The organism is Rossellomorea sp. GCM10028870 (assembly GCF_042666755.1).
Classification (GTDB): Bacteria; Bacillota; Bacilli; order Bacillales; family Bacillaceae_B; genus Rossellomorea.
The window spans coordinates 1-13827 of the sequence record NZ_JBHTGN010000007.1 but is presented as its reverse complement, the minus strand read 5'-3'; the positions used below and the strand labels follow the sequence as shown (position 1 = coordinate 13827).

Genomic DNA, 13827 nt, shown 5'->3' with positions numbered 1-13827 from the left:
ATTGCAATTGGACTAAGGAACGGGGCATTCTATAAGAATCGTCCATTCTTAGACGGCTGGCTTTCTCCTCTCTCAATTACGTTTATCCTGGGACAAAAGGGGTTGAAAAAATGAAGAAAAAGCTAGTGATACTAGTGATGGCCATGTTAGCGGTGCTTATGCTGGCTGCTTGTGGAGAGCAATCGAAAGAAGATGTAACCAAGGACCTTAAGGCAAAAGTAGAGGATATGAAGGGGTACAAAGCAGATGCGAAAATGACCCTGCAGGTGGGCGACGAGCCTCAAACCTATGATGTGGAAGTGTGGCATAATGACCCTAATTATTATCGAGTGGCATTAAAGAACGCTGCGAAAGATCAGAGTCAAATGATCTTACGTAATGATGAGGGAGTATTCGTCCTTACGCCGGCTCTGAACAAAAGCTTCCGATTCCAAAGCAACTGGCCTGAAAATAGCAGTCAGGCGTACTTGTATGAATCGCTTGTTCAAGATGTGCTAGAGGATAAAGAGGCTACTTTCAAAGAAACAAAAGATCACTACATCTTTAACACGAAGACACGTTATCAAAACAGTCAGATGCTACCCACTCAAGAGATTGCCTTTAACAAGAAAGACCTGACTCCGGCATCCGTAAATGTATTGGATTCAGATAAAAATCCGCTTGTAAAAGTAGAGTTCTCCAAGATGGATATGAAAGCGGCATTTGATAAAAAAGACTTCGACATGAAGAAAAACATGACAGGTGCCCAGCTTGAGGTTCCCGTCACGGCAACCGTAGAAGATACGGAATTTACTGTTCTTTACCCAATGTCAGAAATCACGGGTACTGAATTAATAGAAGAAAAAGAAGTCGCGACCGATACAGGAAAGCGTGTGATCTTAACCTACGATGGTGAAAAATCTTTTACAATCGTTCAAGAGAAAACAACAGTCGTACCTACCATGACGGTCTCTACTTCTCTAAAAGGTGAATTAGTGGACCTTGGCTTCACAGTAGCAGCCATGACAGAGCAATCTATCAGATGGACCAATAACGGAGTGGATTATATGCTTGCCTCCAATGACCTGACTCCTTCTGAGATGGTGATGGTAGCACAATCCGTACAGGGTTCAATGGTGAAATAAATAAAATAATTAAACAGGGCGGGCCTTTGGGTTCGCCTCTTTTCTTGGTGTGCGGATAAGTGGTAGGAAGTTCAAAAGTATAAAAGGGGATGGTGGAGGCGAAATACAAATTACAGGGTCGATAATAAAAGCAGCGAAGTCGATAATAAATGTGGAAAGTCGATAATAAAAGCAGCGAAGTCGATAATAAATTCAGGAAAGTCGATAATATAAAGCTTAAAGCCAATAATAAAATGGTACAAACTCAATGAATAATTGATATCGTAAGGAACAAGACAGAAGAAAACCGCATAAAGCCGTACAAGACCGGCAGAAAACAATAATAGGATCTACTACCACTAAGGGGAACTCAAGATTCCCCATCAAACATCGTCCCCTCTCGCCTTACCATTCGAAAAATCGATAATAGCTGGTGCAATATCCAAGTTTTCAGAATCCCTAACCCCCTCTCGAAAAAATCCATTTCACCCAATGAATGATAATATGAATAATCCATGGTATTCTTGAATAGAATGACAATGTTTTGTGTAAAGATATGAGGAAGTGAACAAAGTGGAAACCCAGACGCAATTTTTTCGTGATACATGGGCAGAAATCAATCTAGATCATCTATATGAAAATGTAAAGAATATTAGAGCGCATATTCCTGAAGATGTGAAAGTGTTTGCGGTTGTGAAGGCGAATGCTTATGGGCATGGGGATGTGCAAACCGCCCTTACTGCTCTCTCTGCGGGGGCACACGGCTTGTCAGTCGCATTCTTAGACGAAGCAATTTCTTTAAGAAATGCTGGTATTACAGCTCCCATCCACGTATTAGGAGCTACACGACCGAAAGATGTGAGGATCGCGGCCAAATTAGATATTTCGTTAACGATCTTCCATAAGGAGTGGCTTGTTGAAGCGGAAAAGCAGCTTTCAGAAGGAGATCGATTAAGCCTCCATATTAAGTGTGACACGGGGATGGGACGGATAGGTGTTCGGACTACTGAAGAGTTAAAGGGTATCGAGGAGTATATTCAAGATCATTCTCAGTTTAAATTAGAAGGGATCTTTACCCATTTTGCCACGGCTGATGAGTTGAACGATGACTATCTTGACCAGCAGTTAGCTCGATTTGAACACATGCTGGCCCAATTGGATTCCTTACCTGCTTATATTCATTCTTCAAATAGCGCCGCTACATTAAGGAAAACAAACACTCTCTTTAATGCTGTACGGGTGGGAATAGCTATGTACGGACTCACGCCATCTCAAGAGATGAAACCCGAGCTTCCTTTTCCTTTGAAAGAAGTGTTTTCTCTTCATACAAGGCTTATTCATACTAAAGAACTATCAGCTGGAGAGAAAGTGAGTTATGGGGCTACTTATGAGACGGGTGAGGCAGAGTGGATTGGAACGGTTCCGATTGGATACGCTGATGGCTGGCTGCGTAAATTACAAGGTCAGGACGTGATTATAAACGGTAAGAGAGTTCCAATTGTTGGAAGGGTCTGTATGGATCAATGTATGATTAGGCTTCCTGAATTTCTTAATATGGGTACCCTCGTGACGTTAATCGGCAAACAGGGTGAAGAAGCGATTACAATGGATGAAATCGCTGGAAAGCTTGATACCATTAACTATGAGATCCCTTGTATGATCTCCTCGAGGGTGCCGCGTATCTATATGAAAAACGGGGAGCCGACGGAAGTATCGAATAAACTCTTATCGACTGGTATTCACAGTCAACAGGAAAATAACCGCAACTTTGATGAATAATTAGTATTTTATATGGTGGATAATAGAAGAGATTGATAAATTAACTTTTCATTCTCCTTAATTGATGGTATGATAAATATGTTAATGAACAGAAACGGTATGTAGTGATTGGTGGAGGTGTAGTTTGTGTCTGAATCCAGCGCAACAACAGAAATCTTAATTCGTCTACCGCAACAGCTCGTTACAGAATTAGACGGCTTTGCAGATCAAGAAAATGTGAATCGCAATGAGTTTATTTATCGTGCAACCAAAATGTATTTAAGAGAGCGTAAGAAGAGACAATTACGTGAATCTATGAGACGCGGCTATATGGAAATGGCTAAGATTAATCTCGCAATCGCTTCAGAGGCGATTCAAGCAGAATATGAGGCAGAACATACAGTCGAACGCTTAGTAAGCGGGGGTTAATCCTTTGATTGTAAAGCGTGGTGACGTATATTTTGCAGACCTTTCTCCTGTTGTAGGATCAGAACAAGGCGGAGTTCGGCCGGTACTTGTTATTCAAAATGATATAGGGAACAGGTTTAGTCCCACAATTATTGTAGCTGCCATTACCGCTCAAATTCAAAAAGCGAAACTGCCTACTCATGTTGAAATTGATGCAAAACGTTATGGCTTTGAACGTGATTCCGTTATCTTGCTTGAACAGATTCGAACGATTGATAAACAACGTCTTACCGATAAGATTACACACTTGGATGATGAGATGATGGAAAAAGTGGATGACGCCCTGCAAATCAGTGTGGGTCTGATCCAATTTTAACCCGATTTTTTTCATCGTGTGAATCCTTTTTATCACGTTATACAATAAGGATAATATAACTGCAAACCAGAAGGCTTGCTGATCAACAATATATTTGATCATTAAGCCTTTTTGTTTTGTCTTTTTTCTATTTCGACAGGAAAAGTATAGTGAATTTAACCGCAAAAGAAGAATATGGAAATAGAAATATAGTCAATTTTATGACAAAATACCGTTAACAATTTATAATGGGAAAAGTAAGCAATAAAAATACCCAAAAAGGCATAGTTTTTTTCATTTTTGTCTTTATTTGTTACTATTAAAGTAATTACGTCATTTTTTAGTTCACTGTTGTAAACTACTTTAAATTTGAGTTACATCATTCAGCATGAATACTAAGTATAAATTTCATATGATAGAATGGAGAGAACTAAATGTTTAGTGAAGTCACGGATTATATTCAGAATAATAAATCAGATATCACTAGTATTTGGATGGAACGAATGAGGAACGAAGCGGATGAGAAGTTTCTTCAAGTAGTTTCAGATCAAGTTTTTACTAAGACAAGCCATGAGTTTGTAGAAATGATTGCTTCTAACTTAAGGGATTCCAATGAGTTCAATAGCCGGTTGGAAGATTTCGCTGAAAAGGTTGTCAGGTTAGGATGGCCGCTGACTTTTGTGACGTCGGCTTTAAATACTTTTGGTAAAGTGGTCTACGAAGGTATGATGAAAGAAGGTATCATTACAGACCAAAACTATGTGGCACAGGTTGAGAAGTTCGATAAATGGTTAACTCCAATGAATAATAAAGTAATCAGTGCTTATACAGAATCCTGGGAAAGAACGGTTTCTCTTCAAAAGATAGCATTGCAGGAGTTGTCTGCACCATTGATACCCGTTTTCGAAAAAATTTCAGTGATGCCGCTTGTGGGAACGATTGATACAGAGCGGGCACGATTAATCATGGAAAATCTACTAAACGGTGTAGTGAAGCATAGAGCGGAAGTTGTGTTGATCGATATTACCGGTGTACCAGTAGTGGACACAATGGTAGCTCATCATATCATTCAGGCAGCAGAAGCAGTTCGTTTGGTTGGGGCTAAATGTATGTTAGTGGGGATAAGACCTGAAATCGCGCAAACGATTGTAAACTTAGGAATTGATTTAAATCAATTCAGTACGAATAGTACGCTACGAAAAGGGATTGAAAAAGCTCTTGAAATGACAAATCGAAAAATAGTTTCGGCGGAGGGATTAGAGTGAGAATACCAATTTTAAAGCTGCATGATTGTTTGTTGATTTCCATTCAGTGGGAGCTTGATGATCAAACAGCCCTTCAATTTCAAGAAGATCTTCTGCACAAGATCCATGAAACGAGTGCAAGGGGAGTAGTAATCGATATTACTTCCATAGATTTTATAGATTCATTCATTGCTAAAGTTCTTGGAGATGTTATAAATATGTCAAGGTTAATGGGTGCTAAAGTAGTCATCACCGGCATCCAGCCTGCTGTAGCGATAACGTTGATCGAGCTGGGTATCAGGTTAGAGGACGTCCTAACCGCTCTGGATCTGGAAAAAGGTCTGGAGAAATTACAATTGGAACTGGGGGACTAGGTATGGATAGCCAATCCTGCGTGAAGATCACGAATGAATGGGACATCGTTGCTGCCCGCCAGTTAGGGAGGAATGTAGCGAAAGAGCTCGGATTCGGGACCGTTGACCAAGCTCGTATCACTACGGCTATCAGCGAATTAGCACGGAACATATATTTATATGCTGGCTATGGTCAGATTTGTATAGAAAAGTTATTCGATTCCGGGAAAAAAGGTGTGCGAATTATCGCATTGGATGAAGGTCCTGGTATTGCAGATATTAGAAAAGTAATGGAAGATGGATATTCCACATCAGGCGGATTAGGAGCAGGTTTGCCTGGAGTAAAGCGTTTAATGGACGAGTTTTACGTTGAGTCTGTACCGGGAGAAGGGACAGATATCAGGGCGACTAAGTGGCTCCGCTAGGGGGAGTTAAATGAATTTCAGAGATTTAATGGATTCTAAATATAGAGAAATTATCGAGCATTATCTTAACGAACAAGATGAAAAAGCTCTTTATTTGGGACAGAAATTTAGTCGTAAATCAATTGAGCATCATGTTTCGCCAGAGGAGATCATTAGTCTCCATAAGAGTGTAATATTAGATATGGAGCCTGACATACCACATCAAGTACTGCACTCTTTCGATATTCTGCTTGAAGTAATGATAGGCTATGGTTTCGCTTATAGGGAGCATCAGAGTCTGCGTACAAAACAACAAGAATTAAACAACGAAATAGATGTAGCATCCAATATGCAACAAACTCTGCTTGGAACGGTTATTCCCAACGTAGAAGGTTTGGATATCGGAGCTGTAAGTGTACCCGCCAAAAAGATGAATGGGGATTACTATCACTTTGTTCAAGATGAAAATGATAGCGTAAGTGTTGCCATTGCCGATGTAATTGGTAAGGGTATCCCTGCAGCTCTTTGTATGTCCATGATAAAATATGCGATGGACAGTCTGCCGGAATACCGGAATGAACCCAATGCTGTCTTGGAAAGTTTAAACAGAGTTGTGGAACAAAACGTCGATGCAAGTATGTTCATTACAATGTTTTATGGTGTATATAATACTGAGAAACATCTATTTTCATACTCATCAGCTGGGCATGAACCTGGCTTTTTTTATAGAGCGGCAACCAATGAATTTGAGGATCTTGATGCAAAAGGTCTTCTATTAGGTGTAGATAAAAAAGCGAAATACCGACAATACGAAAGGCGGGTTGAGGTCGGAGACATGATCATCCTGCTCTCTGATGGAGTAACGGAGTGTCGTTCAGAAGAAGGCTTTATCGAAAGGGAAGACTTAGTACAATTGATAAGCCGTTATAAACACCTGCCTCCCCAAGAGATTGTCAATAACGTATACAAACAACTTGAGAAACTCCAGCACTTTGAGCTTAGAGACGATTTCACTCTGATCATCATAAAAAGAAATTCATAAATAAAGTTTATTCTTATAACAAATAGGGTAAATGTGTAGAGACTTATTATAATGTTGCTAAAAAAGGTGGTCTTTTTATGAACTTATCAATAGATATGAAAGAAAAAGAGAACGAGCTACTCGTTAAAGTAGCCGGTGAAATTGATGCATATACAGCACCAAAGCTTAAAGAAACGCTTCAGCCTTCTGCTGAGGATGATAACAAAGATATGACAATAGATCTTTCAGAAGTATCATATATGGATAGTACTGGATTAGGCGTGTTTGTTGGTCTTTTTAAAACAGTAAAGGCTCGTGGCGGACAGCTGAACCTTATCGGACTTTCAGATCGGTTACAAAGATTGTTTGATATTACAGGTTTAGGGGATATTATGAATATTAATTCCAAGGTAGAAGGTGGCGTGGAATGATGCAAGCTTTTGATTACATCGAAATGAAGATCCCCGCAAAGCCGGAATATGTCGGGGTTATTCGTTTGACGCTTTCAGGAATTGCAAGTCGTATGGGATTTGACTACGATGCAATTGAGGATTTGAAGATTGCTACTAGTGAAGCTATCACAAATGCGGTTCAGCATGCGTATAAAGACAATGACGGAGAAGTGGTTGTCGGATTCGCACTATATGATGATCGTCTTGAGGTTATGGTAGCAGATCACGGTGAAAGTTTTGATTTCAAAGAAATTCGCAGTGCTGTTGGTCCTTATCATGCCGATCATTCAGTCGAGTTCTTAAGAGAAGGTGGGTTAGGCCTTTACCTTATTGAGAGCCTGATGGATGATGTAAAAGTGCATCACAAGGAGGGAGTGACAGTCTTTATGACTAAATTCCTATCAGGGGAGCAGGTGGAGAGGGATGAAAAAACTATCTCAACCTAACCAGCAGGCCCAAAAAGAAAAAGTACTTCAATGGATTAAAGACTATCAGGATAGACAAGATGATGATGCGCAAAGTCAACTGATCTTACACTACCAAAATCTTGTAGAGTCCATTGCGAGGAAATATTCAAAGGGAAGATCTTTCCACGAGGACATTATCCAAGTGGGGATGATTGGATTGCTTGGTGCAATCAGAAGGTACGATGAATCTTTCGGTAGATCATTCGAGGCTTTTGCGATTCCGACTATCATTGGAGAAATCAAAAGGTTTCTAAGAGATAAAACGTGGAGCGTACATGTTCCACGAAGAATAAAAGAGCTGGGACCAAAAATCAAATCTACCGTTGAAGAATTAACGAATAAATTGGAACGTTCTCCACAAGTCCATGAAATTGCTGAATATCTGGAAGTTAGTGAAGAAGAAGTTCTGGAAGCGATGGAAATGGGTAGGAGTTATCAAGCATTATCTGTGGATCACTCGATTGAAGCGGATTCAGAGGGGAGTACAGTAACGATACTGGATATTGTGGGAGATCAGGATGAGGGCTACGAGAAAGTTAATCAGCGACTGGTCCTTGAGAAAGTGCTTCATGTGCTTTCCGATAGGGAAAAGGCTATAATACAACACACTTATTTAGAAAATCTAAGCCAAAAAGAAGCTGGCGAGAAGCTCGGTATTTCCCAAATGCATGTTTCCCGTTTACAAAGAAGAGCCATTAAAAAGCTTAGGGAAGCCATTCAGGAAGAGATGAGCGATTCGGAGAGTCATTATTAATGGCTTATCTTCAACAAAATGAAATAGAGCTTTATGCAGAACAAGTATCGAAAAATGGAAATCCTTATTGTGGGGACAGTTATTTCTATACCTCTACAAACGATTACTTTATCTGTGTTTTGGCCGACGGTTTAGGTAGCGGTAAGTTTGCTTATGAATCATCACATGTTGTCGTCGATATAGTTGAAGAGCATCACCACGAGGATGTTGAAACCCTCATGTGTCTTTGTAACAAGGCTCTTCAGAAAAAACGTGGTGCAGCAGTGGCGATCATAAAAGCGTATTACCATTCTAAAGAGTTTGTGTATAGCTGTGTAGGAAATATCAGGTTTTATATGTATGCACCTGAAGGAAAGATGACTTATCCTTTACCGGTTACCGGGTATTTATCCGGAAGGCCGCAAACATATAAGACGCAACGTTTTCATTACGATTCCAACTCGAGATTTCTTATTCACTCTGATGGACTGAGTATATCCGGAGTAAAGAATATCCTTCAAAGGTATCCGACGCTTCATGGCGCTTTAGGTGATATTCAATCTCTAGTCGACGGTACATCAGATGATACAACATACATTATAGGAAACTTACTCTAATAGTCTTAGGGTAAGTTTTTTTATTTAGGTTCTTTCACAAAGATTGATGTTTTTATAAGCTCCGTCAATCGGTGTGTGCTGAATGGTATAGTAGCACATAGTGGATTGTAGTGGAAGGCTCTTAACTCCTGCGGGAAATAGAGGAAAGATCGAGACCCCACAGGGCATAAGCCCGAGGAGGCTCGACTTCCTCCAGGGGAATGTTGTGCCTGAAGCGGAAAGGAACGGTCCACGGTATGTTCGCAGAATGAATTGCGATGGCAAATGCTTAATTTCAGATTATTCCTTTATGTTAATCCACCTTTCCAATCCTCAAAGACAGTTATGGTAAAATAAACAAGAAACCTTTCAATGGAGGTAATACAATTGACAGCAACATTAACAAATCAAGAACCTTTACTTAACAGAGTATCAAAAGAATTAAACCTATCAATAAAAAATGTAAAAAACGTCATTTCACTCCTGGAGGAAGGGAATACAGTCCCTTTCATCGCGCGGTATCGGAAAGAACAGACTGGAGCACTGGACGAAGTACAGATTCGTAATATTATGGACAAATGGAATTACCTGCAAAATCTAGAGCAAAGAAAAGAAGAAGTTATCCGACTAATCGACGAACAAGGGAAACTGACCGAAGAGTTAACCCAAGCCATTAAAAATGCGGATAAGCTGCAAAAGGTAGAAGATTTGTACCGCCCATATAAGCAAAAAAGAAGAACGAAAGCGACCGTAGCGAAAGAAAAAGGGTTGGAACCACTGGCAGAATGGATCCTTACATTCCCGACATCAGGAGACATTGAAGAAAAAGCGTCTCACTTCGTATCTAAAGAAAAAGAAGTAATGACAACCGAGGAGGCTTTGAACGGAGCGAAAGATATTATTGCAGAGTACATTTCTGATGAAGCCTCTTACCGAGAATACATAAGAAGTTATACGTTCCGAAAAGGGTTAATTGAATCAAAGGTGAAAAAAGAAGAGGGAGACGAAAAAAAGGTCTTTGAAATGTACTACTCATATCAAGAACCCATTCATAAAGTAGTCCCTCATCGTGTTTTAGCAATGAACCGTGGGGAAAAAGAAGATGTTTTGAAGGTGAATATTCAGGCTGATGCAGAAGGGATTGTGAACTATTTACAAAAGCAGGTCATTAAAAATGTTCACTCCATCTCCGTGCCTCTTGTAAAAGAAGCAGTGGAGGATAGCTATAAAAGGCTCATACAACCATCGGTGGAAAGAGAAATTCGCAATGAATTAACAGAGAAAGCAGAGGATCAAGCCATTCATATCTTCTCTGAAAACCTGAGGAAGTTATTGCTTCAGCCTCCGATGAAAGGGAAGATGGTCTTGGGTGTCGATCCAGCTTTCCGAACAGGCTGCAAACTGGCGGTCATTGATGAAACAGGAAAAACTCTTGATATAAATGTAATCTATCCACACTCATCCCAATCTCAACTTTCTAAAGCGGAAGAAGTAATCAAAGCGATTATGACAAAATATTCGATTGAGGTTGTAGCGATTGGGAATGGAACGGCATCCAGAGAAACCGAACAATTCGTTGTGAATGTTTTAAAAGATATGGATGAAGCAATCTTCTATTTAATCGTCAACGAAGCCGGAGCAAGTGTTTATTCAGCATCAGATGTGGCGAGAGAAGAGTTCCCTGACCTTCAGGTTGAAGAAAGAAGTGCCGTCTCCATCGCAAGAAGATTGCAGGATCCGTTAGCTGAATTAGTTAAAATCGATCCTAAATCTGTTGGAGTTGGGCAATACCAGCATGATGTCTCACAAAAGAAGCTAAATGAATCACTAACCTTTGTAGTGGAAACGGCTGTTAACCAAGTTGGTGTAAATGTGAATACTGCCTCCTCATCACTATTGCAATATGTAGCGGGACTCTCGAAAACGGTGGCTACTAATATTGTGAAAAAGAGAGAGGAAGAAGGCAAGTTTGTTTCCAGGTCCCAATTAAAGAAAATCCCAAGACTTGGCGCGAAAACGTACGAGCAATGTATCGGATTCCTAAGGATAATGGATGGGAAAGAGGTACTTGATCGAACCTCTATTCATCCAGACAATTATAATGATGTGAAAAAGCTTCTTGCTAAAGTTGGGCTGAGTGTTAATGACATTGGATCAGAGGAACTGAAACAGTCTTTGAACCAATTAAACTTAGAAGAGGTTTCTGAGGAGTTGGGAATAGGGAAATTAACGCTTAAAGATATTGTAGATTCGTTAATTCGACCTGGTCGGGATCCGCGGGATGAGTTCCCTAAACCTCTTCTTAAGAAGGATGTCTTGAAACTTGAAGATTTAACACAAGGTATGGAATTGCAAGGGACAGTAAGAAATGTAGTGGACTTCGGAGCATTTATTGATATAGGTGTAAAACAAGATGGGCTTGTCCACATTTCAAAACTGAAAAATGGATTCGTTAAGCATCCATTAGATGTGGTGTCTGTAGGGGACGTCGTGACCGTTTGGGTTGATAGCGTGGATGTTCAAAAAGGCAGGGTAGCATTGACGATGATTCAATAAGCAAGGAAGAGCTGACTGTAGGGTAGTGAATGCTACCTGGGTCAGCTCTTTTTTTGCCATATATGATGAGGGGTGTTATAAATGTCCATATTTACGAGCAATTCTTCTTTCGGTAGAAATACCAGCATTGATTAAGGAGTTTTATTTGATATCGATCCTTCTCAAAATAGGCTCTCCTCAATTGATTCACAAGCCAGTTAGGCAATGGGGTAACCTCCTTATCTCTAAGAAAGTGCCAGCTAAACCGATGAGATGACCTTCCTTGGAGTAGTTTGTCATGATTGAACAGTAAGGGTGATATCTAGTTTATGCTATAATAGGTTGTCATGTTCTAAAAAGAAAGAAGGATTTATATGACGAATGATGAGCTGCAAATTCTTGTTGAGAAAATTTCAATTCAATCCTTCCATAAGCCATTTCTTCATAAGGCATATTTCAACCCAAGACTAAGAACCACCGGAGGAAGGTATATGTTAGGTAGTCATAATATCGATATTAATCGAAAATATTTAGACGAGCATGGTATGGATGAATTAATAGGAATCATTAAACATGAGTTGTGTCATTATCACTTGCATATTGAAGGGAAGGGATATAAGCATGGTGATGAAGACTTTAAAAGACTTCTTAATAAAGTTGGAGGTCCAAGACATTGTTCCACATTAACGAGTGTGAATAATAGGAAGAGATTTTTAGTTTATGTGTGCTCGAAGTGCGGGTTGGATTTTAAAAGAAGAAGGAAGGTCAATACTAGAAAGTACGTGTGCGGACGTTGTAAAGGGAAGCTTAAATTAGTGAAGGAAGTCATTATGAAGGAAGACAAATCGTGAGTGGGTATTCACCCGATCATGATCATCTTACTCTGAAAAAAAGTGCCTGAAAGTAGTTGACAATAAATAGCTGAGTCATTATAATCTAAAGAGTCGATAAGACGAGTTAAGCGAAAGAATACTTTACGTTCCGCAGTAGCTCAGTGGTAGAGCTATCGGCTGTTAACCGATCGGTCGCAAGTTCGAATCTTGCCTGCGGAGCCATTTTTATGGGGAAGTACTCAAGTGGCTGAAGAGGCGCCCCTGCTAAGGGTGTAGGTCGGGCAACCGGCGCGAGGGTTCAAATCCCTCCTTCTCCGCCATTACTTTTAGAACATGGCCCATTGGTCAAGCGGTTAAGACACCGCCCTTTCACGGCGGTAACACGGGTTCGAATCCCGTATGGGTCATTTTTGTTATTATTTGAAACTCATTTTGTTGTCGCAAGGTAATGAAAGTTATTTTGTTGACGCGAAAAACTCTGGTCCGGTAGTTCAGTTGGTTAGAATGCCTGCCTGTCACGCAGGAGGTCGCGGGTTCGAGTCCCGTCCGGACCGCCAGATTATTTCTTCTAAAAGTTATTGACTTTAATGTTTTGGACATGTTATCATATAAACCTCGTCACTTTTTGACGAAACATTGGGCTATAGCCAAGCGGTAAGGCATCGCACTTTGACTGCGACATGCGTTGGTTCGAATCCAGCTAGCCCAGCCACTTAAGAGCCATTAGCTCAGTTGGTAGAGCATCTGACTTTTAATCAGAGGGTCGAAGGTTCGAGTCCTTCATGGCTCACCAAAGATTTTTGCGGAAGCAAAACATCTTACCATTTTGCATTAGCAAAATATCAATCATACATGCGGGTGTGGCGGAATTGGCAGACGCACCAGACTTAGGATCTGGCGCCGCAAGGCGTGGGGGTTCAAGTCCCTTCACCCGCACTTTAAAAGTCATCTAAAAGAAACTTTTAAAAAAGTATTGACACAATAGATCATCCTCGTTATAATAATGTTTGTCGCTTAAAACGCGGTCGTGGCGGAATGGCAGACGCGCTAGGTTGAGGGCCTAGTGGGGGCGACCCCGTGGAGGTTCAAGTCCTCTCGGCCGCACCAAAAAAAGTTTTGAAATATATTGCGCCCGTAGCTCAATTGGATAGAGCGTTTGACTACGGATCAAAAGGTTAGGGGTTCGACTCCTCTCGGGCGCGCCATCTTGTTTCTACAAGCGAGTCTTTTATACTCAAAGTAATACATATGCTTTTCTAGCGGGAAGTAGCTCAGCTTGGTAGAGCACTTGGTTTGGGACCAAGGGGTCGCAGGTTCGAATCCTGTCTTCCCGACCATCATAATTTTATATGCGGGTGTAGTTTAGTGGTAAAACCTCAGCCTTCCAAGCTGATGATGAGGGTTCGATTCCCTTCACCCGCTCCAATTCAACCTTATTATTGAACCTTGAAAACTGAACAAAACAAGACAATACGTCAACGTTAATTCTAGATTTATTTTTAAAGAGCTATTCAAACTTTTATCGGAGAGTTTGATCCTGGCTCAGGACGAACGCTGGCGGCGTG

At 40.6% G+C, this 13827-nt stretch carries 15 protein-coding genes and 11 tRNA genes; 25 read left to right on the top strand and 1 reads right to left on the bottom strand.

The window, feature by feature from the left end; genetic code table 11:
• The first annotated feature begins 110 nt into the window (after nucleotides 1-110).
• The 13 genes from ACFQWC_RS21810 to ACFQWC_RS21750 all read left to right on the top strand — a co-directional run bounded on the left by ACFQWC_RS21810 (nucleotide 111) and on the right by ACFQWC_RS21750 (nucleotide 11450).
• The gene (locus ACFQWC_RS21810; protein ID WP_299746630.1) at nucleotides 111-1124 is read left to right on the top strand and encodes a LolA family protein; all 1014 of its coding nucleotides are present in this window, start codon (nucleotides 111-113) and stop codon (nucleotides 1122-1124) included.
• A gap of 552 nt (nucleotides 1125-1676) precedes the next feature.
• Nucleotides 1677-2882, top strand: a complete 1206-nt coding sequence (gene alr / locus ACFQWC_RS21805) for an alanine racemase (protein WP_299746628.1) — start codon at nucleotides 1677-1679, stop codon at nucleotides 2880-2882.
• Nucleotides 2883-3008: 126 nt separating this feature from the next.
• The gene (locus ACFQWC_RS21800; RefSeq protein ID WP_032085355.1) at nucleotides 3009-3290 is read left to right on the top strand and encodes a CopG family ribbon-helix-helix protein; all 282 of its coding nucleotides are present in this window, start codon (nucleotides 3009-3011) and stop codon (nucleotides 3288-3290) included.
• Nucleotides 3291-3294: 4 nt separating this feature from the next.
• Complete coding sequence (ndoA, locus tag ACFQWC_RS21795; protein WP_034763063.1) at nucleotides 3295-3645, top strand: type II toxin-antitoxin system endoribonuclease NdoA; 351 nt, start codon at nucleotides 3295-3297, stop codon at nucleotides 3643-3645.
• 413 nt (nucleotides 3646-4058) lie between these two features.
• The gene (locus ACFQWC_RS21790) at nucleotides 4059-4889 is read left to right on the top strand and encodes an RsbT co-antagonist protein RsbRA (RefSeq protein WP_299746612.1); all 831 of its coding nucleotides are present in this window, start codon (nucleotides 4059-4061) and stop codon (nucleotides 4887-4889) included.
• Nucleotides 4886-5242, top strand: a complete 357-nt coding sequence (locus ACFQWC_RS21785; protein WP_044340427.1) for an STAS domain-containing protein — start codon at nucleotides 4886-4888, stop codon at nucleotides 5240-5242. Before ACFQWC_RS21790 ends, ACFQWC_RS21785 begins: the two co-directional genes overlap by 4 nt.
• Nucleotides 5243-5244: 2 nt before the next feature.
• Nucleotides 5245-5646: an anti-sigma regulatory factor gene (locus tag ACFQWC_RS21780; protein ID WP_299746609.1), complete on the top strand. Its 402-nt coding sequence runs from the start codon at nucleotides 5245-5247 to the stop codon at nucleotides 5644-5646.
• 10 nt (nucleotides 5647-5656) lie between these two features.
• A complete protein-coding gene (locus ACFQWC_RS21775; protein ID WP_299746606.1) occupies nucleotides 5657-6667 on the top strand; it encodes a PP2C family protein-serine/threonine phosphatase in 1011 nt (336 codons plus the stop codon).
• 77 nt (nucleotides 6668-6744) lie between these two features.
• Nucleotides 6745-7077: an anti-sigma factor antagonist gene (locus ACFQWC_RS21770; protein ID WP_299746604.1), complete on the top strand. Its 333-nt coding sequence runs from the start codon at nucleotides 6745-6747 to the stop codon at nucleotides 7075-7077.
• Nucleotides 7077-7544, top strand: coding sequence for an anti-sigma B factor RsbW (gene rsbW / locus ACFQWC_RS21765; protein WP_299746751.1), 468 nt, complete (start codon nucleotides 7077-7079; stop codon nucleotides 7542-7544). Before ACFQWC_RS21770 ends, rsbW begins: the two co-directional genes overlap by 1 nt.
• Complete coding sequence (gene sigB, locus ACFQWC_RS21760) at nucleotides 7522-8319, top strand: RNA polymerase sigma factor SigB (protein ID WP_299746602.1); 798 nt, start codon at nucleotides 7522-7524, stop codon at nucleotides 8317-8319. The genes rsbW and sigB overlap by 23 nt, the downstream gene beginning before the upstream one ends.
• On the top strand, nucleotides 8319-8915 hold the full coding sequence (locus ACFQWC_RS21755; protein WP_299746599.1) for a PP2C family serine/threonine-protein phosphatase: 597 nt from the start codon (nucleotides 8319-8321) through the stop codon (nucleotides 8913-8915). The genes sigB and ACFQWC_RS21755 overlap by 1 nt, the downstream gene beginning before the upstream one ends.
• A gap of 366 nt (nucleotides 8916-9281) precedes the next feature.
• A complete protein-coding gene (locus ACFQWC_RS21750) occupies nucleotides 9282-11450 on the top strand; it encodes a Tex family protein (RefSeq protein ID WP_299746596.1) in 2169 nt (722 codons plus the stop codon).
• 91 nt (nucleotides 11451-11541) lie between these two features.
• On the opposite strand, the gene cmpA is transcribed toward ACFQWC_RS21750, so the two are convergent.
• Nucleotides 11542-11655 (bottom strand): cortex morphogenetic protein CmpA, encoded by a 114-nt coding sequence (gene cmpA, locus ACFQWC_RS21745; RefSeq protein ID WP_156142545.1) that lies wholly within the window; start codon nucleotides 11653-11655, stop codon nucleotides 11542-11544.
• A gap of 148 nt (nucleotides 11656-11803) precedes the next feature.
• Between cmpA and ACFQWC_RS21740 the strand changes: the two genes are divergently transcribed.
• From ACFQWC_RS21740 to ACFQWC_RS21685, 12 genes are all read left to right on the top strand, one after another.
• Nucleotides 11804-12280 (top strand): SprT family protein, encoded by a 477-nt coding sequence (locus tag ACFQWC_RS21740; RefSeq protein ID WP_299746585.1) that lies wholly within the window; start codon nucleotides 11804-11806, stop codon nucleotides 12278-12280.
• Between the two features lie 129 nt (nucleotides 12281-12409).
• A tRNA-Asn gene (locus ACFQWC_RS21735) sits at nucleotides 12410-12484 on the top strand.
• Nucleotides 12485-12491: 7 nt separating this feature from the next.
• Nucleotides 12492-12582: transfer RNA gene (locus ACFQWC_RS21730), tRNA-Ser, on the top strand.
• A 15-nt stretch (nucleotides 12583-12597) separates the two neighbouring features.
• Nucleotides 12598-12669 (top strand) — tRNA-Glu (locus ACFQWC_RS21725).
• A gap of 73 nt (nucleotides 12670-12742) precedes the next feature.
• Nucleotides 12743-12819, top strand: a tRNA-Asp gene (locus ACFQWC_RS21720).
• A gap of 80 nt (nucleotides 12820-12899) precedes the next feature.
• A tRNA-Gln gene (locus ACFQWC_RS21715) sits at nucleotides 12900-12974 on the top strand.
• Between the two features lie 5 nt (nucleotides 12975-12979).
• Nucleotides 12980-13055 (top strand) — tRNA-Lys (locus ACFQWC_RS21710).
• A gap of 61 nt (nucleotides 13056-13116) precedes the next feature.
• Nucleotides 13117-13198 (top strand) — tRNA-Leu (locus tag ACFQWC_RS21705).
• 85 nt (nucleotides 13199-13283) lie between these two features.
• Nucleotides 13284-13369, top strand: a tRNA-Leu gene (locus ACFQWC_RS21700).
• Nucleotides 13370-13390: 21 nt separating this feature from the next.
• A tRNA-Arg gene (locus ACFQWC_RS21695) sits at nucleotides 13391-13467 on the top strand.
• A gap of 55 nt (nucleotides 13468-13522) precedes the next feature.
• Nucleotides 13523-13599: transfer RNA gene (locus ACFQWC_RS21690), tRNA-Pro, on the top strand.
• A gap of 14 nt (nucleotides 13600-13613) precedes the next feature.
• A tRNA-Gly gene (locus ACFQWC_RS21685) sits at nucleotides 13614-13687 on the top strand.
• Nucleotides 13688-13827 lie beyond the last annotated feature (140 nt).